Source organism: Pantoea sp. X-Soil-TKNS-1211 (assembly GCF_059730495.1).
Genome location: NZ_AP035953.1, coordinates 4,272,629 through 4,299,610 on the forward strand (window position 1 = coordinate 4,272,629; position 26,982 = coordinate 4,299,610).

Consider the following 26,982-nt stretch of genomic DNA (forward strand, 5'->3'; position numbering starts at 1 on the left):
GTCGTAACGATAACTATGACGATTCTATACACAGCCCTGCTCTACCTGATTCAGCCTCTTATCTGGCTGCGCCTGTGGCTGCGCGGTCGAAAAGCCCCGGCTTATCGCAAGCGCTGGGCGGAGCGCTATGGCTATTGCAGCGGCAAAGTTGAGCCCAACGGCATTGTGCTGCATTCAGTTTCGGTGGGCGAAACCCTCGCTGCGGTGCCGCTGGTACGCGCGTTACGTCATCGCTACCCGACGCTGCCGATCACCGTGACCACCATGACACCCACCGGCTCAGAGCGTGCACAATCGGCGTTTGGCAAAGATGTGCATCACGTTTATCTGCCTTATGATCTGCCAGGTTCAATTAATCGTTTCCTCGATACCGTCAACCCCCGACTGGTGATCATCATGGAAACCGAGCTGTGGCCTAACATTATCCGGATTCTGCATCAGCGCCAGATTCCGCTGGTGATTGCCAACGCCCGCCTCTCTGAGCGTTCCGCCAGGGGCTACAAAAAGCTGGGCGGCTTTATGCGCGACCTGCTGCAACGCATCACCCTGATTGCGGCGCAAAATCAGGAAGATGGCGATCGTTTTCTCAGCCTTGGGTTAAAGCGTTCGCATCTGGCAGTCACCGGGAGCCTGAAGTTTGATATCTCCGTCACGCCAGAGCTGGCAGCTAAAGCCGTCACATTGCGTCGCCAGTGGGCGCCGCGTCGTCCGGTGTGGATTGCCACCAGCACCCATGATGGCGAAGAAGCCATAGTGCTGGATGCGCATCGTCGCCTGCTGGCGCAATTTCCCGATTTGCTGCTGATTCTGGTGCCGCGTCATCCGGAACGTTTCAAAGATGCCCGTGAATTGACGCAGAAGCGTGGTTTCAGTTTCACGCTGCGCAGTAGCGGCGAAATCCCTTCCAGCGCCACACAGGTGGTGATTGGCGATACCATGGGCGAACTGATGTTACTGTACGGCATTGCCGATCTGGCGTTTGTCGGCGGTAGCCTGGTGGAACGTGGCGGTCATAATCCGCTCGAACCCGCAGCCCATGCGATTCCGGTACTGATGGGGCCGCACATCTGGAACTTCAAAGATATCTGCGCCAGGCTGCAACAGGCGGAGGGGCTGATTACCGTGACCGATGTCGTGTCACTGGAGAAAGAAGTCGCCAACCTGCTACAGGACGACGACTATCGCCGCTACTATGGCCGCCACGCGGTTGACGTCCTGCATCAAAATCAGGGCGCATTGCAACGTCTGCTACATTTACTCGAACCCCATTTACCACCGCGAGCACACTAATGTCGCAACGCCAACGCCTCTCCGTGGTGATGATCGCCAAAAATGAAGCTGAACTGCTGCCGGAGGCGCTGGCTTCCGTCAGTTGGGCGGATGAGATCGTGGTGCTGGATTCCGGTAGCCATGATGCAACCGCTGAGGTCGCTCGACAGCTTGGCGCGCAGGTTTATCAGGCTGAAGAAGCCTGGGCAGGCTTCGGCAAACAGCGTCAGCGTGCGCAGGCTTACGCCAGTGGCGATATGATTCTGATGATCGATGCCGATGAGCGCGTCACACCGCCGCTACGCAACGCCATCGAACAGGTGTTGGCTCAGCCCCCTGCCACTACCGTCTACAGTCTGAGCCGCAGTAATCTGTTCCTTGGCCGCTTTATGCGCCACAGTGGCTGGTACCCGGATCGCGTGATGCGTCTCTATCCGCGCCATCTGAACTACAACGACAATCTGGTGCATGAATCCCTGGACACCCAGGGTGCCACCGTCGTCAGGCTGGAGGGTGATTTGCAACATCTGACCTGCCGCGATTTGGTCACCTTCCAGCGCAAGCAGTTGAACTACGCCGAAGCCTGGGCGCAGGAACGCTTTCAACGCGGTAAACGCTGCGGGATTTTTTCCATCTTCAGCCATACGCTGGGCGCATTTCTGAAAACCTTACTGTTGCGTGCCGGTTTTCTCGATGGGAAACAGGGCTGGATTCTGGCTGTCGTCAACGCGCAGTACACCTTCAATAAATATTCGGCGCTGTGGGCGCTGCATAACACTTCAACACAAGGCCGCGTATGAGCACCAAAGCAATTTACCCCGGCACCTTCGATCCCATTACCCTCGGTCATCTGGATATCGTCACACGCGCGGCTCGGATGTTTGACCACATCGTGCTGGCGATTGCCGCCAGCCCGAGCAAAAAGCCGCTGTTCAGCCTGGATGAACGTGTTGATTTGGCACGCCAGGTCACGACGGATTTGGGGAATGTTGAGGTGATCGGCTTCAGCGACCTAATGGCTAACTTCGCCAAAACCCAACAGGCGAATGTGTTGGTACGCGGCCTGCGTGCCGTATCGGATTTCGAATATGAGCTACAACTGGCGCATATGAATCGTCATCTGCTGCCTGACCTCGAAAGCGTGTTTCTGATGCCGTCCGAAGGCTTCTCATTTGTCTCGTCTTCGCTGGTAAAAGAAGTCGCGCGTCACCAGGGCGACGTGCAGGCATTTCTGCCTGCCGTGGTACATCAGGCGCTGCTGAGTAAGCTGGCGCAGCCCTAATGCTGGCAGCGTGGGCACCAGAAGGTGCTGCGTTGCCCGTGCTTGCCACTGACGATCGGCGTGCCACAGGCACGACACGGCTCACCCGCCCGACCGTATACCTGTAATTCCTGAGCAAAATAACCTGGCTTGCCGTCGGTTTGTAGAAAATCACGTAGCGTAGTGCCACCCTGCTCAATCGAACGCAGCAATACCGCCTTGATGGTGTTGACCAACAGCGTCGCTTCAACCTGACTCAGGCTCATGGCCGGCCGATCGGGGCTAATACCGGCGGTAAATAGCGATTCGCTGGCGTAAATGTTACCTACACCCACCACCACCTTGTTATCCATCAGCCATTGTTTAATCACCGTGCGTTTACCGCGCGATTTTTCAAACAGATAGTCACCATCAAATTCATCGCTGAGTGGTTCGGGACCGAGATGCGCCAACACACTGCTGCCCGCTAAATCGTTGGTCCACAGCCAGGCCCCAAATCGACGTGGGTCGGTGTAACGCAACACTTTGCCGTTACTCATCACCAAATCAACATGGTCATGCTTAGCTGGTGGCAGTTCACCGGGTAGCATCCGCAGGCTGCCGGACATGCCGAGGTGAATGATAATCCAGCCGCCAGGCAGCTCCAGCAGCAGATATTTCGCGCGACGCTGTACACTCAACACGGGTTGATCGCTTAACGCATGGATTTCACTGGAAACCGGCCAGCGCAGGCGGGAATTGCGCACCACGGCGTGCAGAATGGTTTCGCCCACTAAGTGGGGTTCGATACCGCGTCGGCTGGTTTCTACCTCTGGTAATTCAGGCATCTCATCTCCTCAACGAACCGCAGAAACAAAAAACCCGGCCGAAGCCGGGTTTTTCGCAGAACACCAAAATTACTTAATTTTGGCTTCTTTGTAGATCACGTGCTGACGTACAACCGGATCGAACTTTTTCAGTTCCAGTTTCTCAGGTTTAGTACGTTTGTTCTTCGTGGTGGTATAGAAGTGACCTGTACCAGCAGAGGAAACCAGCTTGATCTTCTCACGAATACCTTTAGCCATGATTCAGTTCCTTAGTACTTCTCACCACGGGCGCGGATTTCGGCCAGAACCGTATCGATGCCCTTCTTATCAATAACACGCATACCTTTAGCAGATACACGCAGAGTAACGAAGCGCTTCTCGCTCTCAACCCAGAAACGGTGTGAGTGCAGGTTCGGCAGGAAACGGCGTTTCGTCGCGTTCAATGCGTGGGAACGGTTGTTACCGGTCACCGGACGCTTTCCAGTTACCTGGCAGACTCGTGACATGTCTATTCTCCAAAAATCAAATCAGCTCGAGCTTTAAAAACTAGGTTTTGGCCGCCTCGTCAGGCCTTAGCCCGCCCAGGCGAGTTCCATGTGAACCCGCTAAGCTGGCCCAAACGCCAAACCCGAGATTCTCAAAGGTGGCGTAGTATACGCCGGTCAGCGCTGGTGCTCAAGTCCCGAACAAATAAAGATCCCTATGGATCGCGCAAAAACACACCATTTCCGTCGGTTTAGCCCCCAGAATTACAGCCATCCCCGCTCGGCAAAGGAGGTGAACTCGCCATGACCGATCACCAGATGATCGAGCAAGCGAATATTTAGCAGCGTACACGCCTTGCTGATTCTTTCCGTAATTTCGCGGTCTGCGCGGCTGGGTTCGGCGACACCGGAAGGGTGATTGTGCGCCAGAATCACCGCCGCTGCATTGAGTTTCAGCGCTTCGCGCACAATTTCGCGTGGATGCACTTCCACACAGTTTATCGAGCCGGCAAACATTGTCTGCGCCTGTAACACACGGTGCTGATTGTCCAGAAACAGCGCCATAAAGATTTCCCGCTCCTGATGTGCCAGTACGCTTTGCAGATAGTGGCGTGTCACCTGTGGATTCTCCATCACGTTTTCACGCGCCAGCTGGCTGGCAAAAAAGCGTCGTCCAAGCTCAGCCACCGCCTGAATTTGCGTCATTTTCGCCATTCCAACCCCTTTGATGCTTCCCAGCTCCTCTTTGCTGGCGCTCATAATGCGATACAGCGAGCCAAATTCATCTAGCATCTGCCGCGCCAGCATCATTACGCCGATACCACGGGAACCGGTACGCAAAAAAATCGCCAGGAGTTCCTCATCATTTAGCGCATCAGCGCCCTTCAACGCCAGTTTCTCGCGTGGTGCCAGTTCCATCATTGCGTCCTCTTCCCTGCGTTGCGGCTATCCTGAGCGACCGAGATGATGAAATCCAGCCAGTTGTTGGGGTTTTCAGAGCCGCCTCGCAAAGGCCGCAGCCAGTGAAAAGGGCACGGGTGGATTTTGTGGTAAAGTTGCCGTATCTGCCGTGCCTGGCGCGGCAAACTGCATTGAACCGAGGCGATGAAAATGACGGGATTAGCCGGAAAAAAAATTCTGCTGGGCGTAAGTGGCGGCATTGCAGCCTATAAAACACCGGAACTGGTACGGCGTTTGCGCGATCGTGGTGCTGATGTGCGTGTGATGATGACCGAAGCGGCCAAAGCGTTTATTACGCCTCTCAGCCTGCAAGCCGTATCAGGTTATCCGGTATTTAATGATCTGCTCGACCCGGCCGCGGAAGCCGCGATGGGTCATATCGAGCTGGCGAAATGGGCTGATCTGATTTTGCTGGCACCGGCTACGGCCGACCTGATTGCCCGCGTCACCGCCGGGATGGCGAACGATCTGGTGACCACCACCTGCCTGGCGACCGCCGCATCCATTGCCATCGTACCTGCCATGAACCAGCAAATGTACCGTGCGGCCATTACGCAGGAGAACCTGCAACGCCTGCATGCACGCGGTGTATTGATTTGGGGGCCAGACAGCGGCAGCCAGGCCTGTGGCGATATCGGACCTGGCCGGATGCTCGACCCGCTGGCGATTGTGGCTTGTGCGCTGGAATGGGCCTCGCCCGTCAACGATCTGCAACATCTCAACATTATGATCACCGCCGGTCCGACCCGTGAGGCTCTCGACCCGGTACGTTACATCACTAATCACAGCTCGGGCAAAATGGGGTTTGCGATTGCTGCTGCCGCAGCGAAACGGGGTGCAAAAGTGACGCTGGTCGCCGGTCCGGTCACGTTGCCAACACCGGCATGGGTGCAGCGCGTGGATGTCATGACCGCCCAGGAGATGGAAGCAGCGGTGATGGCGCAAATCAGCCAACAACATATTTTCATTGCCAGCGCAGCCGTGGCAGACTACCGGGCGGCAAATATTGCCGCAGAGAAAATCAAAAAACAGGGTGGCGATGATAATGTCACACTGCAACTGGTGAAGAATCCTGACATCGTGGCAGGGGTGGCGGCACTCAAAGAGGGTCGACCCTATGTCGTCGGGTTTGCCGCCGAAACCCGGAATGTGGAAGAATACGCGCGGCAAAAACGGGTCCGTAAAAATCTCGACCTGATTTGTGCCAATGATGTGGCGAAAGCGGGCCAGGGGTTCAATAGCGACACCAATGCTCTTCACCTTTTTTGGCAGGAAGGAGAAAAAGTCTTACCGCTCAGTGATAAGACGCTCCTTGGCCAACAATTATTAGACGAGATTGTCAGCCGTTATGATGAAAAAAATCGACGTTAAGATTCTTGATGCGCGTGTGGGAACCGAGTTCCCGCTGCCAACTTATGCAACCTCGGGTTCAGCCGGGCTGGATTTACGCGCCTGTCTGGATGAAGCACTGGAAATCACCCCAGGCAGCACCGTGTTGGTGCCCACTGGCCTGGCGATTCATATTGGCGATCCCAGCCTCGCGGCGGTGATTCTGCCGCGCTCCGGTCTCGGCCATAAGCACGGCATCGTGTTGGGCAACCTGGTCGGTCTTATCGACTCAGATTATCAGGGTCAGCTGATGGTTTCGGTATGGAATCGCGGGCAGGATAGCTTCACGCTGAACCCAGGCGACCGTCTGGCACAGCTGGTCTTTGTACCCGTGGTGCAAGCCGAGTTTAATCTGGTGGAAGATTTTGACGCCAGCGTGCGCGGCGCGGGCGGCTTCGGTCACTCTGGCCGTCAGTAACACGCGCTTTTCGCTTACGCCTCTGCCCTTGCTTCTTTTCTGCTCTGTGCACATTGAACACAGGGCAGACGCGTGAGTGTTGCCTGTTTATGGTGAATTTCAGGGGTCTTGAAGGTCATGGCAGAAAAAAAGGTCGCGAAGCGCAACCGTCGCGAAGAAATTTTGCAGGCACTGGCGCAGATGCTGGAGTCGAGCGATGGCAGCCAGCGTATCACCACCGCGAAACTGGCGGCCAGTGTGGGTGTTTCTGAAGCGGCACTCTATCGCCACTTTCCCAGCAAAACACGCATGTTTGACAGCCTGATTGAGTTTATTGAAGACAGCCTGATTACGCGCATCAATCTGATCCTGAAAGATGAAAAAGAGACGGTGGCGCGCCTGCGTCTTATCGTGCAGTTGCTTCTGGGATTTGGTGAGCGTAATCCGGGACTGACGCGTATTCTGACCGGCCACGCGCTGATGTTTGAACAGGATCGCCTGCAAGGGCGCATTAATCAGCTGTTTGAGCGCATTGAAGTGCAGCTACGCCAGGTGATGAAAGAGAAGAAGATGCGTGATGGCGAAGGCTTCCTGACCGATGAAACCCTGCTCGCCAGCCAGCTGCTGGCATTCTGCGAAGGGTTGCTGTCGCGCTATGTGCGTTCCGAGTTCCGCTATCGTCCCACTGCGGATTTCGATACCCGCTGGCCGCTGCTGGCGGCACAACTGGTCTAAACCTGGCTCATTCCGTAGCGGCGCTATTTATTGCGCACCCTTGCAAAAACCGCGCGATAAATCGCGCCGCTACGGATGATTAAATCCCGTACTCTTTACGATACGCGCGCACTTTCGCCAGATGGTCAGCCATCTCCGGCTTCTCTTCCAGGTAATCAATCAACTCAGCCAGGGTAATGATTGCCGTGACTTTGCAGCGGTAATCGCGTTCCACTTCCTGAATCGCCGAGATATCGCTGCGACCACGCTCCTGGCGGTCAAGGGAAATCAGCACACCCGCCAGGGTGGCATTATGAGCGTTGATGATGTCCATTGATTCGCGAATCGCCGTACCTGCGGTGATCACATCATCCACCAGCATCACTTTCCCCTGCAGCGGGCTACCCACCAGCAGACCACCTTCGCCGTGATCTTTAGCTTCTTTACGGTTGAAGCAGTAAGGCACATCACGGTCATGATGATCGGCCAGCGCCACTGCGGTGGTGGTGGCAATCGGAATGCCTTTGTAAGCCGGACCAAACAACAGGTCGAAATCAACGCCGCCATCGACCAAGGCCTGCGCGTAAAAACGACCTAACAACGCCAGATCACGCCCGGTGTTAAACAGACCGGCATTGAAGAAATAAGGGCTTTTGCGCCCGGATTTCAGGGTGAACTCACCAAACTTCAATACCCCTTTGTTCAGGGCGAACTCAATAAACTGACGCTGCCAGGCTTTCATTTCTCACTCCTCAAATAAAGAAAAGGCGACTCTCTGGTCGCCTGTTACATCAATCTGCTAACGCCGCTTTCTGCGCCACAATCAATTGCTCAATCCCGCCGCGCGCCAGCGCCAACAATTCCAGCAATTCTTCGTGGCTGAACGGTTCACCTTCTGCCGTACCTTGCACTTCAATCATGCGGCCATCTTCCAGCATCACCACGTTCATATCGGTTTCGGCGGCAGAATCTTCCACATATTCCAGATCGCAACGCGCTTCGCCTGCAACGATGCCAACAGAAATGGCGGCAACCATCCCTTTTAACGGGTTGGTTTTCAGTTTGCCATCGGCCACCAGTTTGTTCAGGGCATCGGCCAATGCTACGCAGGCACCCGTGATTGATGCGGTACGCGTGCCACCGTCAGCCTGAATCACGTCGCAATCCAGCGTGATGGTGTACTCACCCAGCGCCTGCAAATCGACAGCGGCGCGCAGGGAGCGGGCGATCAGGCGCTGAATCTCCAGCGTACGACCACCCTGTTTACCTTTGGCGGCTTCACGCGCCATACGGCTGTGAGTAGAACGCGGTAACATACCGTATTCTGCGGTGACCCAGCCCTGCCCCTGACCTTTGAGGAAACGCGGTACGCCTTCGTCAACAGTGGCAGTGCATAGCACTTTGGTTTCACCGAACTCAACAAGGACCGAGCCTTCGGCATGTTTAGTGTAGTGACGAGTGAGGGTGACGGGACGCACCTGGTTGGCGTGTCGGCCTGCTGGACGCATGGTTTCTCTCCGGCTTGCTTAGGTTTGGCTGCGCATTATACGGACTTCCTCCGCGCCTGTCCTGCCCTGAGGCTGAACAATCGCAGATGAAATTCCGTCCGCACTGTGGCTAAATGCGCGTTTTCCTACTTAAAAAGATAAATGATGACAGCGATACTCCATTTCCTGCTGGCGCTGGTGGTGATCTTTGCCCTTGCGCTATTGGTCAGCCATGACCGCAAACAGATTCGTCCGCGTTTTATTATTCAATTGCTGCTGGTGGAAGCCGCACTGGGCTGGTTTTTCCTGCACTCCGCCAGTGGTCTGGCGGTGGTGAGTTCCGTTGGTGGTTTCTTTGAAACGCTGCTGACCTTCGCTGCTCAGGGCAGTGATTTTGTCTTCGGCGGGATGAGTAAACAGGGCCTCGCCTTTATTTTCCTCGGCGTGCTCTGCCCGATTGTCTTTATCTCCGCGCTGATCGGTATTTTGCAGCACTGGCGCATTCTGCCGCTGCTGATTCGTCTGGTCGGCACGCTGCTGTCGAAAGTTAACGGCATGGGCAAACTGGAGTCGTTTAACGCAGTCAGCACCCTGATTCTTGGTCAGTCGGAAAACTTCATCGCTTATAAAGGCATTTTGGGTGATATCTCCGCGCCACGCCTCTACACCATGGCGGCAACAGCGATGTCCACAGTATCACTCTCCATCGTTGGCGCGTATATGACGATGATTGAAGCGAAATATGTGGTTGCCGCGCTGCTGCTGAATATGTTCAGCACTTTTATCATCCTGTCGATCATCAATCCGATGCGTACACAGGACGAAGAGCATATCGCGCTGGATAAGCTGCATGAAGATCAGAGCTTTTTTGAAATGTTGGGGGAATACATTCTCGCCGGTTTCAAAGTGGCGATGATTATTTTGGCAATGCTGATTGGTTTTATCGCACTGATTGCTGCTGTTAACGCGCTGTTCGCCGCCGTGTTTGGTTACAGCTTCCAGCAATTACTCGGCTACGTATTTTATCCGTTCGCCTGGTTGGTCGGCATTCCCTCTGCGGATGCGTTACAGGCGGCCAGCATCATGGCGACTAAACTGGTAGCCAATGAGTTCGTGGCGATGATCGAGCTGAAAAAAGTGGCAGCAGAAATGACGCCACGCGGCCTGGGGATTTTGTCGGTATTCCTGGTGTCGTTCGCCAATTTCGCCTCGATCGGCATCGTTGCCGGTGCGATTAAAGGGCTGAACGAGGCACAGGGGAACGTGGTTTCGCGTTTCGGCTGGAAACTGGTATACGGATCGACATTGGTCAGCTTACTGTCTGCGGCGTTCGCCGGATTGTTTATCTGAGGAAACAGGGCGGCCTGACAGCCGCCCTGTTTTCAGAAACCCACGCACACCAAGCCATCGATCCGCATCACCGACTCCTGGCTGAAGCGTTTTTTGTAGATATCACGCAACGCGTTGATGTTGTCTGAGTTGGCACGATCTGGCGAATGAATCAGCATCAGCGCTTTGCTATTTTCACGCGCCAGTTTGCCATTCTCGCCCAGCCACTGCCCTTTGGCGTTGTAGACCGATAACCCGTCTTTGAAACGCGGCGTTACATCGCTATCGACAAAGTGCTGCCACTCTTGCTCGCTTACCGTGCCGCCTTGCGGTTTACTCATGCCAAACCACAACGTGGTTTGCATCATCATGTCCCCCCCGGCACACACCGGCGTCGGCGTGCTGGTCGGCGCAGATTGGGTGATGGTGGTGGGATGCGTCTGGCAACCAGCCAGCAGCAATGCCAATGCGAAAGATGCGATAAATTTTGTTGCCATACAGATTTCCCTGAACTGAATGCCCGTCGCTATCATAGGTGTCTGGTTTGAAAAGGCCAGTGATTAGCTGCCCGTATTTCAGGCTTTTACCTGTCATGCCATAGCGTAGCTCGCTATAATTCACTAAATTTTCATCACACGAGTATCGCTTATGATCCGCAGTATGACCGCTTACGCACGTCGCGAAGCCAAAGGCCACTGGGGCAGCGCTGCCTGGGAACTTCGCTCCGTTAACCAGCGCTACCTGGAAACCTACATCCGCCTGCCCGAGCAGTTTCGCAGCCTGGAACCTGTCATTCGCGAGCGTATTCGCACCCGACTGACGCGTGGCAAAATTGAGTGCAACCTGCGTTTTGATGCCGATCCGGGGGCGCAGGGTGAACTGATTCTGAATGAATCTCTGGCAAAACAGCTGGTCCAGGCGGCCAACTGGGTAAAAATGCAGAGCGATGAAGGCGCGATCGACCCACTGGATATTCTGCGCTGGCCGGGCGTGATGTCGGCCCAAGAGCAGGATCTCGACGCCATTAATGCCGAACTGCTGGCGGCACTGGATGGCGCGCTGGATGACTTTATCACGGCACGCGAAACTGAAGGTGCCGCGCTGAAAACCCTTATCGAACAGCGCCTGGATGGAGTAAGCCATGAAGTCAGCAACGTGCGTGCGCAGATGCCTGAAGTATTGAAGTGGCAGCGCGAACGTCTGGTGACCAAACTGGAAGAGGCCGAAGTCCAGTTGGAAAACAATCGTCTGGAGCAGGAGCTGGTGATGATGGCGCAGCGCATTGATGTCGCCGAAGAACTGGACCGTCTTGACGCGCACGTCAAAGAGACCTTCAATATTTTGAAGAAAAAAGAAGCCGTTGGCCGTCGTCTCGATTTTATGATGCAAGAGTTCAACCGCGAGTCGAACACTCTGGCATCGAAATCCATTAACGCCAACATCACCGCTTCTGCCATTGAACTTAAAGTATTGATTGAGCAGATGCGCGAGCAGATTCAGAATATTGAGTAGTACCATCACGGCCCCCTGTTCCGCCGGAGGGCCGTGCAACAAACCAGCATAGTTCCTGCCCACTCGTCGATTTTTTTCAACGCACAACGTAAATAATGCGTAAAGATACGTACCCAGCCATGTCTCCCGGGAACCGGCAATTACCGCTTCTCCGGTGTCAGGAATCAGCTGATTCGTTTATAATCACCTGTAAATTAAGATATCTCTGTACGCCATCAAGATAATCCTTCTTGATAATTTCCTGGTCGATAAATCCGTTCAATCATAAAGATTGCAGAGATTAGGTTTCTTTAACGGCACTATTTGCTAATCTGCCGGTCGAAATTAAGACTGCTGTACCGCGCCCTGGAACACATGGATCTGCTTCTTTGTGCGATACATTCACTGATCACACGAAGGCCTTATGAAAAAAACCGGGCAGTTCTGCTCTCAACTCCTCCACCCACGCTACTGGTTTACCTGGTTTGGGTTGGGCGTGTTATGGCTTCTGGTACAACTTCCTTACCCCATACTCATCCGTCTCGGTGCCGCTGCGGGCAAATTGTCGCGCCGCTTCCTGAAACGCCGCGAGCGCATTACGCGTCGTAATATTGAACTCTGCTTTCCCCACATCAGTGATGAAGAGAAAGAACTGATGATCGCTGGCAACTTCGCCTCGCTCGGCATGGCACTGGCTGAAACCGGTATTGCCTGGTTCTGGTCGGATCGTCGGGTACGCCAGTTGTTTCAGGTGAGTGGTATGGCCAATCTTAAAACCGCCCAGGACCACAAGCGCGGCGTGATGGTGATTGGCGTGCATTTTATGTCGCTGGAGCTGGGAGGACGTATCACCGGTTTGTGCCAGCCCATGATGGCGATGTATCGCAAGCATAACAATCAGGCGATGGAGTGGGCGCAGACCAAAGGTCGTATGCGCTCCAACAAAGCAATGATTGATCGCCGCGATCTGCGCGGCATGGTGCAGGCACTGAAGCAAGGCGAAGCCGTTTGGTTCGCGCCGGATCAGGACTACGGCCCGAAAGGCAGCGTCTTTGCGCCGCTGTTTGCCGTTGAGAAAGCGGCCACGACTAACGGGACTTTTGTGTTATCGCGTCTGGCTCGCCCGGCGATGCTGACTATCGTGCTGATTCGTAATCCGCAGAAAAATGGCTACCAGCTGATCATCCAGCCAGAGCTGGAAAACTATCCGCATGATGATGAATCCGCCGCAGCCGCTTACATGAATAAAGTGATTGAGCGTGAAATCCTGCGTGCACCGGAGCAATATCTCTGGCTGCATCGCCGTTTTAAAACCCGTCCGCCAGGGGAAGCCTCGCTCTACGTCTGACCTGATGCAGCAGGCTACGGCCTGCTGCCTGACCCGCCAAAAAACATTTCACAACCATTCTTAACGAAAAACAGGTTTGTCAAAATTTGCACAGCCTTTTGTAATGGTCGCCATTTCCTTTTCCTGACCAAACTTATGACTCTGCTTTTGACTTCACCCCGGCGAGCGATGCTCGCGGTTGCTGTTGCCAGCGTGCTGCTGGCCGGTTGTGCCAATCCTCACGGCTTACATACCAGTAACCACATGCTTGATGCCAATACGTTACAGGCACATGACACGCTGAAAAATGCACATCTCAGCGCGGCCAATTGGCCTAAAACGCAATGGTGGCAAAGCTTTGATGACGCCCAGCTCAATCACCTGATTAACGATGCCATGGCATCCAACCCGGACCTGCAAGTGGTTAACGCCCAGGCCGACAAAGCCAATGCACAGGTGATTGCTGCCAATGCCGAGCGCTACCCGGATGTTGACCTCAACGCCGGTATTACCCGTTCGCGCGTAGCGAAAGTGGATGATCCCCTGTTACAGGGCAAAACCTACAGTACGTTGCGTACCGCCAATGTTGGTCTGAGTTACACCTTTGATTTATGGGGTGGTAAGAAAGATGCAGCCGAAGCGGCACTCGGCCAGGCACGCGCCAGTGAACTGGATCGCCAGGCCAGTCAGTTAACCCTGGCTGCTAACGTGACGCGTGCATGGAACAATCTAAATCTGGCGTGGACTAATGCCGATCTGGCGAAGCAGGCGGCGGATCGTGCCAATGGCATCGCCAAAATTCAGCAGCAATACGTTTCCGCCGGGCTAACGTCTGACTATCAATATAAACAGGCGTTGTCGGAGCAAAAAACTGCCGAGGCCACGCTCACGGAAGCCAAACAGGACGTCACTGACGCCGGAATTCAGCTGTCAACGCTGGTCGGCAAAGGCCCGGATTACTGGCATAACCTGAAGCCAGCGAAACTGAACGTGCCAACCGCGGCACTGCTACCGGGTAATATTCCCGCCGATCTGCTGGGACGCCGCCCGGATTTGGTGGCCGCCCGTTGGCGGGTTGAAGCGGCAGCAAAAGACATCGCTGCGACCAAAACCGAGTTCTATCCCAATATCAACCTGGTCGCTGAAGCGGGTACACGGTCACTACTGGGCGACGCCTTGTTTGGCGCGCCGAGCCGTTTCTTCAATGTAGGGCCAAGCTTGTCGCTGCCGATTTTCGATGCCGGTAAACGCCGTGCCGATTTAGCAGAAAGCGATGCGAACTGGGATCTGGCAGTGGCGCAATACAACAAACTACTGATTAGCTCGCTGGGCAATGTCAGCGATACCATCACCCAGTTGCAATCCATCCAGGACCAACTGGCACAGCAGGAGAGCGCCAACCAGCTGATTCATAGCGCCTGGAATGACCTGAACCGCGAATATGCGGCGGGCCTGCGTCCTTATCTGGACGTACTGACCATTCAGAATCAGTTAATCGAATCCGACCAGAAACTGGTGGCACTTAAAGCCCAGCAAATCAATCTGGCGGTGGTGTTGATTGAGGATTTAGGTGGTGGATTCCAGAACAGCGGCGCGGCACCTCACAGTTAAGCGGAGCGGCTGGTATTCTGCCGCGCGTTGGTGAATGATGGTGTGCTCATTGAATCAACCTGCGGACAATCATGATGGAACACGATGCTGAGGCTGGCTGGTTGCGGCCTCTTATTGCTGACCGACTTACCCCCTTTCTGGAAATTGATGCAGCGCGTCTGCAACGCAATCTCCAACAGATGCAACAGAAGGCGGATGAAGCTGGCGTTACCCTGCGTCCTCATATCAAAACCCATAAAAGCGTCTGGATTGCCCGGCAACAACGTGCGCTCGGCGCACGCGGTGTTACGGTGTCAAAGCCGAGTGAAGGTGTGGCTTTTATTTTGGGTGGCGAACGTGACCTGTTACTGGCCTATCCGGTGGTGCTGGCCGACACGCTAGCCGAATTACTCCAGGTCGCGGCAGAAAACCATGCCCGTATTACCTGCATTGCAGACTCCCTGAGCGGTGTGACGGCAATAGCTGCTGCCCAGCAGAAGCAGCCCACCGCTGAGCTGGCTGTGGCCATCAAGGTGGATGTTGGTCTGCATCGTGTAGGGGTAAATCCTGACAGCAATGCGGCACTGGAAGTGGCTGAGGCCATCAACGCCGCCGGACTGCCTTTTGCCGGATTGGTTTCGCATGCCGGCCATGCTTACGCTGCCGGTCATGCCGCCGCCATCTGCGAGGTTGCCCGTCAGGAAATCGCGCTAATGCGTGGTGTGCAGCAGCGCCTGATAACGGCGGGATTTGCCCCCTGCCCAATCTCGGTTGGCTCAACCCCTACGGCATTGGCGGCACCGATTGCAGCGGGTAGCGATGAAATCCGGCCCGGCAATTATGCGCTGGTTGATCTGACTGCCTGGCGCTTAGGTTTATGCACACCAGACGCGTTGGCTTTAAGCGTGGTCACACGCGTGGTGGCGGTAAACCCGCATTACGCCATTATCGATGCTGGCTCCAAGATGCTCAGCTCCGATAAAGGTCCTCATGGTACCAACGCCAGTGGCTTTGGCATTGCGGTGGATGAGCAAGGCAATCAGTTTGAGGTGGTGAAATTGTCAGAGGAACACGGCTTTCTGCAATTCAGCCATCAGGCTCCCGCCGTGGGGGCGCTACTGCGCATCTTCCCTAACCACAGTTGTGCAGTAGTCGCGCAATCCGACTGCTTTGTGTTGCGCCATACCGACGGTACAGCTGAAGTGCTTAATATCGAAGGACGCGGTAAGTTCATCTGACCGCGAGGCTTTTTTTGGAAACCTCATCTGCACCACACTTCCGGCACCGGGTCGTTTCCAGCCCGGTAGCCGCGTGCTTTAATGCCTCTTTATCCGCCCAACAGGAGGTCCCATGCTGCCATCTCAGACAGTGACTCTGACCATTCCACGTAACTGGTTAGATTTATATGAAACCATCTGGAAACCCGAGTGTTTCGCAAAATGGGCGAGCGGGCTGAGTAGCAGCACGTTAACGCAGGAAGGGAACATCTGGAAAGCCAAAGGAGCTGAAGGCACGGTAAAGATTCGTTTCACGCCGCATAATCCATTTGGCGTCATGGATCACTGGATCGATACCGGCATCGGTAAGGAGATCTATATGCCGATGCGGGTGATTGCGAATGAACAAGGTGCCGAGGTAGTGATGGTCGTTTACCGTCAGCCGCTGATGTCTGATGAGAAATTTGCCGAGGATGTTGCATGGGTAAAACGTGATCTGGATAACCTCCTTCACCTTTTAACTCATTAGAATCAATGAATTATACAAAAAACCTTACTCTGACATTCTCTGGGTGTAATCGGTACTGGCAAACAATTTTTCTTCACCAAAGCCTTTAACTGTTTTGCACTTTTTATGGTTGTTTTTCATCTTAATCACCAGTTTGGCTAACGCTTCCTCACCAGGAAAATTCCTGGTGAGGAAGTCACCTCTTTCTTCAGGTTCCCTGATTTTCTGATGTTTTTTTATCTATTCTGAGAAACGTAAATCCTCCTTCTTCTGCAATAACGAAAAAGACTAATAAATTAATTACCCTTTTCATTAAATATTCAGTTGCACAGTCTGAAACCATTTATTATTGAGTGGCATTTATAGGAGTTTTCTTATGGTGTTTATTCAAATAAAACACGGTATAACTCCCTTACACACAGCAGCACTTAATAATAACAACCGCAAGGTAATAATATGGAACGCTCAACTTATCCTTTATTATCAGAAAAAGAATTCGTTGAGATTGCCAGACGGATTATGGCCGGAGAATATAATTATCAAAATGGATTTTATCGTGATCTGGCGGATTTCCTTCTGACCGGAGGAGATGCCGCCATGACACAAAAACAATTGCACACCAGGGGCGTCTTTTTAAATTCCGAACATCATTTAATTGAATGCATCATTACATGGCAATCACTGAAAGGTATTTCAGGGTTGCGCCAGGATTGGCTGCACTGATGAAATCTGTGCTCTGGTCTTTTCGCCCGGGCGACCCTTAATTTGCACTGGTACATGTACCATAACGAGCAGAGTATGACGATACGTGTAAGAAACCTGACCGGCGCCACCAAGTGGTCAATATTGTCATCAATTAAAATCATTGGCATCGGTGTGTTGCAGCTTTCACTTCTGGCGCAAATATTACAAGCAAATGAGTTGAACTTGCTTGCTGTTGCCATTGTATGCTTATTAGTTATAGACACATTATCTGATCGCGGGTTTGGTAATTCAGCCATCCGCAACCAGAACTTAAGCATAAGTGATCTCTCCGTGCTCTATTGGGGGAACATGTTGCTTGGACTATTAATATTCGCCGTCATGTTTATTGGTAGCGATCTTTTTAGCCGCATAATGAATCAACCCGAACTGGCAATTATGCTGGAAATGATATCGGTGATTTTCATTATTATTCCACAAGGGCAACATTATCGCGCTATCTTACAGCGGGAAAAACAATTTACACGAATTGCGTTTACAGAAATCTTGTCAGTGCTGGTGGGGCTGAGCGTGACTCTGTTCATTGTTTGGCTAACCCCCTCAGTACTCTGTGCTCTCTGGGGATACCTGGCAATGGTCTCAATCCGCATGCTGGTCTACTGCTACTACGGTCGTTCATGGTTTCAGCCTGAATACCGTTTTAGCCTGAAAAGCTTTGCCGGAGTGCGAGCAAGAAACGGATAATAAAAACAAGTCTGTATGGTGGGCTCTGGGCATCTGAGAGGATGCGTTCGCGTGCTGCTAGTCAGCACGCTTTTTTCTTTTTAACCCTGCAACCTTTGCTGCCAGGGCCACAGGCTCCGGCAGATTAACGCGTGATGAACACAGCATTCGCATCATTTTTTATAATGCGAACAAGAAATATCTCTTCTTACTTCCCCGTAAAACAGGCCTGTTCACGCTATTATTATCAAAACAGCTAATCCGATGGTGTTATTTTAGAAAATCTCAGTGGTCTGGGTTCTGAGAAATCTTTAGCCTTGCCGCCAATCATCTGGAGTGCTCTATGCTGTTAACCGTTCTCTACATCATTGGTATCACCGCCGAAGCCATGACCGGTGCGCTCGCGGCGGGCAGGCGCAAAATGGATCTGTTTGGCGTCATTATTATCGCTTCAGTTACCGCTATTGGCGGCGGATCAGTGCGCGACATTCTGCTCGGTCACTATCCTCTGGGTTGGGTAAAACACCCCGAATACATCATGATTGTCGCTGCGGCGGCGGTGATAACCACGGTAGTGGCACCATTGATGAATCATCTGCGCAAAGTCTTCCTGGTGCTGGATGCGCTGGGCCTGGTGGTTTTCTCCATTATTGGTGCCCAGGTGGCATTGGATGGCGGCCATACGGCGGTGATTGCCGCCATTAGCGCGGTAATCACCGGCGTGTTTGGCGGCGTACTGCGCGATATGTTCTGCAACCGAATTCCGCTGGTTTTTCAGAAAGAGCTGTATGCTGCTGTCGCATTCGCCTCAGGCTGGCTCTATATACTGCTGTTGAAAACATCCCTGGCGAATGAAGTGGTGGTGATCGCCACGCTATTGTTCGGCTTTTTTGCCCGCCTGTTGGCGCTGCGTTTTCGCCTCGGCTTGCCGATTTTCAACTACCCCCATCCCGATCACTGACGCACCGTCGGGGAAAGTTTGTTGCTGTAAAAAAGTGATGAGTTGCTGCACCTGATGATCATGCAGCATTGCCACAATCCGCTGCGCCAGAGTGCCGCCAATACCTGGTAGCTGCTGCCAGTTCTCCACACTGCGCGTCTGCAAGTCCTGCCACTGGCTGTCAGGCATGGCTTGCAACGCCGCTCGCGGTATCGGCAGGCCCAACGCCATCACCCAGCGGCGCAGCGGTTGTTGACGCGTCTGATTAAATCGATGCCAGATCTGCTGCGCGCGTGACGGAGATATCCCTGCCACCTGAGCGATTTGTTCTGGTGTGAGTTCCATCCAGGAAAACAGATGGGTGATGGTTCCGCTGTCCAGCAGACGTTGCCAGGTACTGCGTTGTATGCCACTCATATCCAGCACTGATTTCTCGCTGAGCCAGCTCAGGCGTGATAAGAATTGTGCCCGGCAGGGTGGACTGAATGTCAGACAACTGAGCTCGTTGAAATCATCGCTTTCTGGCGCATCAGGATATTCACGCTGTGCAACGCGCCAGATGACCCGTTCAACACGTGGAATGCCCAGCCCGGCGAGAGCCAACGTCACCTGATCGCCCGCGATCACATCCAGCTCACGCCAACGTCGTAGCGAACCAATATTTACCCGGCGCACAGTTTTATCATCTAACTGCACCGGGTTCAGATTCAGCACCACAGCGATTTTCCCGGTACGCCCGATATTGAACGCTACCGAACGAACTTCACTGCTGACTTCTGTAGGCTGATATTTCCACGCGGCTGACCAGTCGCCCTGCCCTGGTTGCCAGTCGCGCCCCCTGCGGCCTGGTGACTGGTGGATAACAATGCCGTCAGTGACAAAGGGTAATCGCCCCTGGAACCAGCTATCGCGCCAGCTTGCTACCTCGTCCTCATCATTGACCCGTTTACTCCAGCGTTCCGTGAGGTTAAATCCCCAGTGCGACAACTGCGCCAGACGCTCTGACATGGATGCCGGACCATCCGGCCACGCCCAGATAAACACCCCCAGTTGTTCCAGCAGTGGAGTGGCATCACGGCGCATCATCGCTCCCGCCACCTGTGCTCGTGCATTCTTGCCTCCGTCCTGCTCCTGCTGGTGATCGGTCATCTGCAAAAACAATTCCCCCTGGAGTACCACCTCATCGCGTGTTGTTGCAATTTGCTGTGGAATGGCGGGGATCTGGACTGCCTTCGCCCGCCACTCCTCACCACGCCAACCATCGCCACGACTGAGAATGGAAGCCAGATGCCCCTGACGATACACCAGCGTAATAGCCACACCGTCAACCTTCGGTTGCACCCACAAATCCGACTTTCCCTGCATCCACTCCATAACTGCCCGCTTGTCGCGCAATTTGCGTACACCGGTATGCGCTACCGGATGGTGCGAAGAGCCGTCGGTTGTCGGTTGTGCCGAGTAAGCTGTCTGATCGGGTGTGAAACAGCGCTGCCACTGTTGCAGGCGTTGGTGCAAGCTGTCGTAATCGGCATCACTCACCAGATTCTGTCCCTGTCGGTAATAGGCGTCATCCCAGTGACGCAGCTGAGTTTGTAACTGGGTGATCTCCTGCCCTGCGCGGATCGGAGACCAGTTCGGACAGAGCGTCTCGGCTAATACACCCGCACTGAATAGCCACAACATCAAGACCATGTATCCTTTCATCTTCGCTCTCCTTTTTGTCTATTGGAGAACACCCTGCAACTTGCTACCAGCAGCGGAAAAGGATTCTGGATGCTATGTTCCAGCGTTTTTTCACCGCTTACAGCGCTGAACAATACGACTGGTGCTGCCTCACAAAAAAAGAAATATGCCTGACGCGGCGGCAAACGCTGCGTGGCGTGCGTAAGCCGTGTATACTGTGCAGGAAATCGACTCCGCTCTTTACTCAATTCAAGAAAATCATGGCTCAAGGCACGCTTTATATTGTTTCTGCCCCCAGCGGCGCAGGTAAATCCAGCCTGATTCAGGCGCTGTTAAAGACACAACCGTTGTACGATACGCAAGTGTCTGTTTCCCATACCACCCGTGGCGTACGTCCCGGCGAGAGTCATGGTGAACACTACTTTTTTGTATCGAAACCAGAATTTGAAGCCATGATTGCCGAGGATGCCTTCCTTGAGCATGCGGAAGTATTTGGCAACTATTACGGTACCTCCCGTGCGGCCATTGAACGGGTACTGGCAACCGGCGTTGATGTTTTTCTTGATATCGACTGGCAAGGTGCGCAGCAAATTCGCAAGAAAATGCCTGCCGCACGCAGCATTTTTGTCTTGCCACCTTCAACGGAAGAGCTGGATCGCCGTCTGCGAGGCCGTGGACAGGATAGCGAAGAGGTCATTGCCCGCCGTATGGCTCAGGCCGTGGCGGAGATGAGTCATTATGCCGAATACGATTATTTAATTGTGAATGATGATTTTGATCTGGCGTTGTCCGATCTGAAAACCATTATTCGCGCAGAACGTCTGCGCATGAGTCGCCAGAAATCGCGACATGATGCTTTAATCAGCAAACTATTGGCAGTCTGAATTCACTTTCAGTATTATGCCCAGTCATTTCTTCATCTGTGGAGTAGCACACCTATGGCACGCGTAACCGTTCAGGACGCAGTAGAAAAAATTGGTAACCGTTTTGACCTGGTGTTGGTCGCTGCACGTCGTGCACGTCAGATGCAGGTAGGCGGTAAAGATCCGCTGGTTCCGGAAGAAAACGATAAAGCCACCGTTATTGCGCTGCGCGAAATCGAAGAAGGTCTGATCACTAACCAGATTCTGGATGTGCGTGATCGTCAGGAACAGCAAGAGCAGGAAGCCGCTGAATTACAAGCCGTTACCGCTATCGCTGAAGGTCGTCGTTAACAGCACCCTGCAGGTCAACCTTGTATCTGTTTGAAAGCCTCAATCAACTGATTGAAAAATACTTGCCTGAGGAGCAAATCAAGCGCCTCAAGCAAGCTTATCTTGTTGCGCGTGATGCCCACGAGGGACAAACACGCTCCAGCGGTGAGCCTTACATCACCCATCCTGTTGCTGTTGCCTGCATTCTGGCCGAGATGAAACTCGACCACGAAACGCTAATGGCAGCGCTGCTGCACGATGTTATCGAAGATACCCCCGCCACATACCAGGATATGGAACAACTGTTTGGCAAAAGTGTTGCCGAACTGGTGGAAGGGGTGTCGAAACTCGATAAGCTGAAGTTCCGTGATAAGAAAGAAGCTCAGGCTGAAAACTTCCGCAAAATGATCATGGCAATGGTGCAGGACATCCGTGTCATTCTGATCAAACTGGCTGACCGCACCCACAACATGCGCACGCTTGGCTCGCTGCGACCGGACAAACGCCGTCGTATCGCACGAGAAACCCTCGAAATTTATAGCCCGCTGGCCCACCGTCTCGGTATTCATCACCTGAAAACCGAGCTGGAGGAGCTGGGCTTTGAAGCGTTGTACCCGAACCGTTATCGGGTCATCAAAGAGGTGGTCAAAGCAGCGCGCGGTAATCGTAAAGAGATGATCCAGAAGATTCTTTCTGAGATTGATGGCCGACTACAGGAAGCCGGTATTCCCTGTCGCGTCAGTGGCCGTGAGAAGCATCTCTACTCGATCTACCGCAAAATGCATCTGAAAGAGCAGCGATTTCACTCGATAATGGATATTTACGCCTTTCGCGTCATCGTGAAAGATTTAGATACCTGCTATCGCGTGCTCGGACAGATGCACAGTCTGTACAAACCGCGCCCCGGACGCGTAAAAGATTACATCGCTATCCCCAAGGCCAACGGCTATCAATCTCTGCATACCTCAATGATTGGCCCGCACGGCGTGCCGGTAGAGGTGCAAATCCGTACTGAAGATATGGATCAGATGGCGGAAATGGGGGTGGCGGCACACTGGGCCTATAAACAGGCCGGTGAAAGCGGCACCACCGCGCAAGTGCGCGCGCAACGCTGGCTGCAAAGCCTGCTTGAGCTGCAACAGAGCGCGGGAAGCTCCTTTGAATTTATCGAAAGCGTGAAATCGGATCTCTTTCCCGACGAGATTTATGTGTTCACGCCAGAAGGCCGCATTGTCGAACTTCCCGCTGGCGCGACCCCTGTCGACTTTGCCTACGCGGTCCATACCGATATCGGCCATGCCTGTGTCGGTGCGCGTGTTGACCGTCAGCCTTATCCATTGTCGCAGTCGCTCACCAGCGGTCAAACCATAGAAATCATTACCGCGCCAGGCGCACGACCTAACGCCGCCTGGCTCAACTTTGTCGTGAGCTCCAAAGCGCGCGCTAAAATTCGCCAGTTGCTGAAAAACCTCAAACGCGAGGATTCAGTTAACCTTGGCCGTCGCCTGCTCAGCCATGCGCTGGGTGGTAGCCGCAAATTGGCCGAGATCCCGACGGAAAGCGTCCAGCGCGAACTGGAACGCATGAAGCTGACCAGCCTGGACGATCTGCTGGCAGAGATTGGTCTCGGTAACGCCATGAGCGTGGTGGTGGCGAAAAATCTGCTGCAATCAGACAACTCAGCACCGCTCACCAGCAACAAACGTAATAAGCTGCCGATTAAAGGTGCTGACGGCGTCCTGATTACCTTTGCCAAATGCTGCCGTCCGATTCCAGGCGATCCGATCGTCGCACACGTCAGCCCGGGTAAAGGCCTGGTGGTGCACCACGAGTCCTGCCGCAATATTCGCGGCTACCAGAAAGAACCTGAAAAGTTCATGCCGGTAGAATGGGATAAAGTGACCGATCAGGAATTTGTTGCCGAAATTAAAGTCGACATGTTTAACCATCAGGGGGCGCTGGCTAACCTGACGGCGGCAATCAACACCGCTGGTTCAAACATCCAAAGCCTCAATACCGAAGAACGAGACGGCCGCGTTTATAGCGCCTTTATCCGCCTGACCGCGCACGATCGCGTCCATCTGGCTAACATTATGCGTAAAATTCGCGTAATGCCGGATGTGATTAAAGTTCACCGAAATCGTAATTAGTGCATGAACGATCAACGTTTTGCTCGTATCCGCGAGATGCTGGCCCTGCGCCAGCACGATCTCACCGTCTGTATGGAACAGGTGCATAAGCCGCACAATGTCTCGGCGGTCATCCGCACGGCTGATGCTGTGGGTATTCATGAAGTCCATGCGGTCTGGCCCAGCGTACGTATGCGCACCATGGTGTCGGCCTCCGCAGGCAGCAATAGTTGGGTGAAGGTAAAAACTCACCGCAATATAGCTGAAGCGGTATCCCATCTGAAAACTCAGGGTATGCAGGTGCTGGCGACTAACCTGTCTGCCAAAGCGGTGGATTTTCGCGAGATCGATTACACGCGCCCAACCTGTATTCTGATGGGGCAGGAAAAAACCGGTATCACCGCAGAAGCGTTAGCGCTGGCGGATCAGGACATCATTATCCCGATGGTCGGTATGGTGCAGTCACTCAATGTCTCAGTCGCTTCGGCGCTGATCCTGTATGAAGCACAACGCCAGCGACAAAATGCCGGTATGTACCAGCGTACCTACAGCTTGCTGGATGAAGAGGAACAGCAGCGTCTGCTGTTCGAAGGGGGCTACCCAGTGCTGGCTCGCGTGGCGAAGCAAAAAGGACTGCCCTATCCGCACATCAACGACCTCGGTGAAGTGGAAGCCGATGCCGGATGGTGGTCTACCATGCAAGCGACGGGCAAAAAATGAAAGGCCGTCTGCTGGATGCCATTCCGCTCAGTACCCTGACCGGCGTCGGCGCCAGCCAGGCGGCGAAACTGGCTAAAATTGGCCTGTACACCATCCAGGATCTACTGCTGCACCTGCCGTTACGCTACGAAGATCGCACCCAACTCTATCGTATTAATGACCTGCTACCGGGCATCTGGGCCACGGTGGAAGGTGAAGTGTTAAGCAGTGAAATCACCTTTGGCCGCCGCCGTATGTTGGTGTGCCAAATCAGCGATGGTACTGGCGTGCTGACCATGCGCTTTTTTAACTTCAACGCCGGGATGAAAAACAGCCTGGCGACAGGCCGTCGTGTCACCGCTTACGGTGAAATCAAACGTGGTCAGCGCGGCGCGGAAATTATCCATCCCGAATATCGCATCCAGGGTGAACACAGCAACGTTGAGCTGCAGGAAACCCTGACGCCGGTTTATCCCACCACCGAAGGCATTCGTCAGGCAACGCTACGTAACCTGACCGATCAGGCGCTGACGTTGCTGGAAACCTGCGCCATTGCCGAGCTGTTGCCACCGGAACTGAGCGGCGGATTAATCAGCCTGCCGGATGCCTTGCGCACCCTGCACCGTCCACCACCTGATTTACGCCTGAGTGAACTGGAAACCGGACGCCATCCGGCACAGCGCCGGTTGATTATGGAAGAACTGCTGGCACATAACCTCAGCATGCTGGCAGTGCGCGCGGGTGCGCAGCGCCATCACGCGTTGCCGATGCCTGCCAATCATCAGTTGGTCGATAAATTACTGGCCGCCCTGCCGTTTTCCCCCACCGGAGCACAGCAACGCGTGGTAGCAGAAATCGAACGCGACCTGGCACATGACTTCCCAATGATGCGCCTGGTGCAGGGTGATGTGGGATCGGGCAAAACGTTGGTGGCGGCCATGGCGGCGTTAAATGTGATTGCCTATGGCAAGCAGGTGGCGCTCATGGCTCCCACCGAATTGCTTGCCGAACAGCACGCCAATAACTTCCGTCAGTGGTTTGCACCACTCGGCATTGAAGTGGGCTGGCTGGCTGGCAAGCAGAAAGGCAAGGCACGTCAGGCGCAGCAGGAAGCCATTGCCAGCGGTCAGGTGGCAATGGTGGTCGGCACCCATGCGCTGTTCCAGGAACAGGTACAATTTAGCGGTATGGCGCTGGTGATTATCGATGAACAGCACCGATTTGGCGTCCATCAGCGACTGGCGCTGTGGGAAAAGGGCGAAGAGCAGGGTTTTCATCCGCATCAGTTGATCATGACCGCCACACCGATTCCACGCACCCTGGCGATGACCGCCTACGCGGATCTTGATACTTCAACCATTGATGAACTACCGCCAGGGCGTACCCCGGTCACCACTGTCGCCATTCCCGACAGCCGCCGTAACGATATCATCACGCGCGTACAAAGCGCCTGTCATGAAGGTCGTCAGGCGTATTGGGTGTGTACACTGATTGAAGAATCCGAACTGCTGGAGGCACAGGCGGCTGAGGCCACCTGGCAGGAGCTAAAAGTGGCGCTGCCGGATCTGCAGGTTGGACTGGTGCATGGCCGCATGAAACCGGCTGAAAAACAGGCGGTGATGCAGGCGTTCAAAGCCAATGAAATCCAGCTACTGATCGCCACTACGGTAATCGAGGTCGGGGTGGATGTGCCGAATGCCAGCCTGATGATTATCGAAAACCCGGAACGCCTTGGCCTGGCACAGCTGCATCAGCTGCGTGGACGCGTCGGTCGCGGCGCGATCGCCTCGCATTGTGTGTTGCTGTACAAAGCGCCACTGAGTAAAACGGCGCAGAAGCGCTTGCAGGTACTGCGCGACAGCAACGATGGTTTTGTTATCGCCCAGCACGATTTGGAAATTCGTGGTCCCGGTGAATTGCTCGGCACACGCCAGACTGGCAATGCAGAATTTAAAGTCGCCGATTTGCTACGAGATCAAGCCATGATCCCGGAAGTTCAGCGCGTGGCACGCCATATCCACCAGCATTATCCCGAACAGGCGGTGGCGTTGATTGAGCGCTGGTTACCAGAAACCGAACGCTACAGTAACGCGTAGCGGCGCGATTTATCGCGCAATTTCGTGCGTGTTGCAGGAAAACCCCGCGCGATAAATCGCGCCGCTACGAATGGGTCAGGCCCCTGTGTTTTTACCGCGGTCCAGCGCGGTAAAATCCCCGACAAATTTTTGCAGTAACCGCGCCAGCTCAACACGCTCATTCTCCTGCCACGCCTGAAACACCTCACCGTAAATCCTGCTCCGTGCCGCATCGATTTTATCGGTCATCATCTTGCCTGCTGCCGTAATGACCGCCTCATTGACGCGCTTATCCTTTGCATTTTTCTGGCGCTGCGCCAGACCGATTTCCTCCAGCTTCGCTACCTGTCGACTGACAGTGGTGTAGTCACGGCCAACCCGATCCGCCAGTTCAACCACACCAATCGGACCGAACCGGCTGATCTGCACCAGCAGCGGAAACAATGCGCGATCGAGCTGAATATTGGATTCTTTAATCAGTAATTCATCACGTTGCGGGCGGTTGAATGTCCCAACAATGGTCAGCAACGCATTGTGCAGATCATCGAAGGTTGAACTATTATGTGTATTTTGCACGCTTTTCATTGACGGCATCCAGAGACAGGAAT

Annotated in this window: 29 protein-coding genes; 20 read left to right on the forward strand and 9 right to left on the reverse strand. The window is 53.9% G+C overall.

The features are described 5' to 3' along the window. The first annotated feature begins 15 nt into the window (after positions 1-15). The 3 genes from waaA to coaD are packed head-to-tail and all read left to right on the forward strand — an operon-like array spanning position 16 to position 2,551. Positions 16-1,290, forward strand: coding sequence for a lipid IV(A) 3-deoxy-D-manno-octulosonic acid transferase (gene waaA / locus AC6I8W_RS20185; protein ID WP_497836417.1), 1,275 nt, complete (start codon positions 16-18; stop codon positions 1,288-1,290). Further along, positions 1,290-2,069, forward strand: a complete 780-nt coding sequence (locus tag AC6I8W_RS20190) for a glycosyltransferase family 2 protein (protein WP_497836418.1) — start codon at positions 1,290-1,292, stop codon at positions 2,067-2,069. The genes waaA and AC6I8W_RS20190 overlap by 1 nt, the downstream gene beginning before the upstream one ends. Beyond that, the gene (coaD, locus tag AC6I8W_RS20195; protein WP_497836419.1) at positions 2,066-2,551 is read left to right on the forward strand and encodes a pantetheine-phosphate adenylyltransferase; all 486 of its coding nucleotides are present in this window, start codon (positions 2,066-2,068) and stop codon (positions 2,549-2,551) included. The genes AC6I8W_RS20190 and coaD overlap by 4 nt, the downstream gene beginning before the upstream one ends. Here the strand turns inward: coaD and mutM are convergent. From mutM to radC, 4 genes are all read right to left on the reverse strand, one after another. Continuing rightward, complete coding sequence (gene mutM, locus AC6I8W_RS20200; protein ID WP_497836420.1) at positions 2,548-3,357, reverse strand: bifunctional DNA-formamidopyrimidine glycosylase/DNA-(apurinic or apyrimidinic site) lyase; 810 nt, start codon at positions 3,355-3,357, stop codon at positions 2,548-2,550. The genes coaD and mutM overlap by 4 nt on opposite strands. Before the next feature lie 69 nt (positions 3,358-3,426). After that, positions 3,427-3,594, reverse strand: a complete 168-nt coding sequence (gene rpmG, locus AC6I8W_RS20205; RefSeq protein WP_001051798.1) for a 50S ribosomal protein L33 — start codon at positions 3,592-3,594, stop codon at positions 3,427-3,429. Positions 3,595-3,605: 11 nt separating this feature from the next. Beyond that, positions 3,606-3,842 carry a 50S ribosomal protein L28 gene (gene rpmB / locus AC6I8W_RS20210; RefSeq protein ID WP_013511031.1) on the reverse strand — a complete coding sequence of 79 codons (237 nt, stop codon included), beginning with the start codon at positions 3,840-3,842 and terminating at the stop codon, positions 3,606-3,608. Between the two features lie 243 nt (positions 3,843-4,085). After that, positions 4,086-4,742: a RadC family protein gene (gene radC / locus AC6I8W_RS20215; RefSeq protein ID WP_497836421.1), complete on the reverse strand. Its 657-nt coding sequence runs from the start codon at positions 4,740-4,742 to the stop codon at positions 4,086-4,088. 189 nt (positions 4,743-4,931) lie between these two features. Between radC and coaBC the strand changes: the two genes are divergently transcribed. The 3 genes from coaBC to slmA all read left to right on the forward strand — a co-directional run bounded on the left by coaBC (position 4,932) and on the right by slmA (position 7,302). Further along, positions 4,932-6,152 (forward strand): bifunctional phosphopantothenoylcysteine decarboxylase/phosphopantothenate--cysteine ligase CoaBC, encoded by a 1,221-nt coding sequence (gene coaBC / locus AC6I8W_RS20220; RefSeq protein WP_497836422.1) that lies wholly within the window; start codon positions 4,932-4,934, stop codon positions 6,150-6,152. Continuing rightward, entirely contained in the window at positions 6,130-6,588 is a 459-nt protein-coding gene (gene dut / locus AC6I8W_RS20225) for a dUTP diphosphatase (RefSeq protein ID WP_013511034.1), read from the forward strand. The genes coaBC and dut overlap by 23 nt, the downstream gene beginning before the upstream one ends. A gap of 117 nt (positions 6,589-6,705) precedes the next feature. Further along, positions 6,706-7,302: a nucleoid occlusion factor SlmA gene (gene slmA / locus AC6I8W_RS20230; protein ID WP_497836423.1), complete on the forward strand. Its 597-nt coding sequence runs from the start codon at positions 6,706-6,708 to the stop codon at positions 7,300-7,302. A 79-nt stretch (positions 7,303-7,381) separates the two neighbouring features. Here slmA and pyrE read toward each other — a convergent pair whose 3' ends face one another. Together pyrE and rph are read right to left on the reverse strand one after the other, a co-directional pair. Further along, complete coding sequence (pyrE, locus tag AC6I8W_RS20235) at positions 7,382-8,023, reverse strand: orotate phosphoribosyltransferase (RefSeq protein ID WP_021186098.1); 642 nt, start codon at positions 8,021-8,023, stop codon at positions 7,382-7,384. Positions 8,024-8,072: 49 nt separating this feature from the next. Next, entirely contained in the window at positions 8,073-8,789 is a 717-nt protein-coding gene (rph, locus tag AC6I8W_RS20240) for a ribonuclease PH (protein ID WP_497836424.1), read from the reverse strand. A 144-nt stretch (positions 8,790-8,933) separates the two neighbouring features. Between rph and AC6I8W_RS20245 the strand changes: the two genes are divergently transcribed. Continuing rightward, positions 8,934-10,118 (forward strand): NupC/NupG family nucleoside CNT transporter, encoded by a 1,185-nt coding sequence (locus AC6I8W_RS20245; RefSeq protein WP_497838238.1) that lies wholly within the window; start codon positions 8,934-8,936, stop codon positions 10,116-10,118. Between the two features lie 32 nt (positions 10,119-10,150). Here AC6I8W_RS20245 and AC6I8W_RS20250 read toward each other — a convergent pair whose 3' ends face one another. Then, positions 10,151-10,594 (reverse strand): DUF3574 domain-containing protein, encoded by a 444-nt coding sequence (locus AC6I8W_RS20250; protein WP_497836425.1) that lies wholly within the window; start codon positions 10,592-10,594, stop codon positions 10,151-10,153. A gap of 151 nt (positions 10,595-10,745) precedes the next feature. Here AC6I8W_RS20250 and AC6I8W_RS20255 point away from each other — a divergent pair, with 151 nt between their 5' ends. The 8 genes from AC6I8W_RS20255 (at position 10,746) to AC6I8W_RS20290 (ending at position 18,616) form a co-directional block, all read left to right on the forward strand. Continuing rightward, complete coding sequence (locus AC6I8W_RS20255) at positions 10,746-11,609, forward strand: YicC/YloC family endoribonuclease (protein ID WP_497836426.1); 864 nt, start codon at positions 10,746-10,748, stop codon at positions 11,607-11,609. A 403-nt stretch (positions 11,610-12,012) separates the two neighbouring features. Then, positions 12,013-12,936 carry a kdo(2)-lipid IV(A) palmitoleoyltransferase gene (gene lpxP, locus AC6I8W_RS20260; RefSeq protein WP_497836427.1) on the forward strand — a complete coding sequence of 308 codons (924 nt, stop codon included), beginning with the start codon at positions 12,013-12,015 and terminating at the stop codon, positions 12,934-12,936. A 168-nt stretch (positions 12,937-13,104) separates the two neighbouring features. Then, positions 13,105-14,526 carry an efflux transporter outer membrane subunit gene (locus AC6I8W_RS20265; RefSeq protein ID WP_497836428.1) on the forward strand — a complete coding sequence of 474 codons (1,422 nt, stop codon included), beginning with the start codon at positions 13,105-13,107 and terminating at the stop codon, positions 14,524-14,526. A 74-nt stretch (positions 14,527-14,600) separates the two neighbouring features. After that, positions 14,601-15,743 carry an alanine racemase gene (locus tag AC6I8W_RS20270; RefSeq protein WP_497838239.1) on the forward strand — a complete coding sequence of 381 codons (1,143 nt, stop codon included), beginning with the start codon at positions 14,601-14,603 and terminating at the stop codon, positions 15,741-15,743. A gap of 112 nt (positions 15,744-15,855) precedes the next feature. Next, positions 15,856-16,251, forward strand: coding sequence for a polyketide cyclase (locus AC6I8W_RS20275; protein ID WP_480366757.1), 396 nt, complete (start codon positions 15,856-15,858; stop codon positions 16,249-16,251). Between the two features lie 435 nt (positions 16,252-16,686). Then, positions 16,687-16,953, forward strand: a complete 267-nt coding sequence (locus tag AC6I8W_RS20280; protein ID WP_497836429.1) for a hypothetical protein — start codon at positions 16,687-16,689, stop codon at positions 16,951-16,953. A gap of 75 nt (positions 16,954-17,028) precedes the next feature. Further along, the gene (locus AC6I8W_RS20285) at positions 17,029-17,676 is read left to right on the forward strand and encodes an oligosaccharide flippase family protein (protein WP_497836430.1); all 648 of its coding nucleotides are present in this window, start codon (positions 17,029-17,031) and stop codon (positions 17,674-17,676) included. A 322-nt stretch (positions 17,677-17,998) separates the two neighbouring features. After that, on the forward strand, positions 17,999-18,616 hold the full coding sequence (locus AC6I8W_RS20290) for a trimeric intracellular cation channel family protein (RefSeq protein WP_497836431.1): 618 nt from the start codon (positions 17,999-18,001) through the stop codon (positions 18,614-18,616). Here the strand turns inward: AC6I8W_RS20290 and ligB are convergent. After that, entirely contained in the window at positions 18,530-20,299 is a 1,770-nt protein-coding gene (gene ligB / locus AC6I8W_RS20295) for an NAD-dependent DNA ligase LigB (protein ID WP_497836432.1), read from the reverse strand. The two genes, AC6I8W_RS20290 and ligB, sit on opposite strands and share 87 nt — an antisense overlap. Positions 20,300-20,538: 239 nt before the next feature. Between ligB and gmk the strand changes: the two genes are divergently transcribed. The 5 genes from gmk to recG are packed head-to-tail and all read left to right on the forward strand — an operon-like array spanning position 20,539 to position 26,395. After that, the gene (gmk, locus tag AC6I8W_RS20300; RefSeq protein WP_480366763.1) at positions 20,539-21,162 is read left to right on the forward strand and encodes a guanylate kinase; all 624 of its coding nucleotides are present in this window, start codon (positions 20,539-20,541) and stop codon (positions 21,160-21,162) included. A 54-nt stretch (positions 21,163-21,216) separates the two neighbouring features. Continuing rightward, positions 21,217-21,492 (forward strand): DNA-directed RNA polymerase subunit omega, encoded by a 276-nt coding sequence (rpoZ, locus tag AC6I8W_RS20305; protein ID WP_013511051.1) that lies wholly within the window; start codon positions 21,217-21,219, stop codon positions 21,490-21,492. Between the two features lie 20 nt (positions 21,493-21,512). After that, positions 21,513-23,621, forward strand: coding sequence for a bifunctional GTP diphosphokinase/guanosine-3',5'-bis pyrophosphate 3'-pyrophosphohydrolase (gene spoT, locus AC6I8W_RS20310; RefSeq protein WP_497836433.1), 2,109 nt, complete (start codon positions 21,513-21,515; stop codon positions 23,619-23,621). A 3-nt stretch (positions 23,622-23,624) separates the two neighbouring features. After that, a complete protein-coding gene (gene trmH, locus AC6I8W_RS20315) occupies positions 23,625-24,320 on the forward strand; it encodes a tRNA (guanosine(18)-2'-O)-methyltransferase TrmH (RefSeq protein WP_497836434.1) in 696 nt (231 codons plus the stop codon). Then, the gene (gene recG, locus AC6I8W_RS20320; protein ID WP_497838240.1) at positions 24,317-26,395 is read left to right on the forward strand and encodes an ATP-dependent DNA helicase RecG; all 2,079 of its coding nucleotides are present in this window, start codon (positions 24,317-24,319) and stop codon (positions 26,393-26,395) included. Before trmH ends, recG begins: the two co-directional genes overlap by 4 nt. 75 nt (positions 26,396-26,470) lie before the next feature. Here the strand turns inward: recG and AC6I8W_RS20325 are convergent, their stop codons facing one another. Further along, complete coding sequence (locus AC6I8W_RS20325) at positions 26,471-26,959, reverse strand: MarR family winged helix-turn-helix transcriptional regulator (protein WP_497836435.1); 489 nt, start codon at positions 26,957-26,959, stop codon at positions 26,471-26,473. Positions 26,960-26,982: the final 23 nt, after the last annotated feature.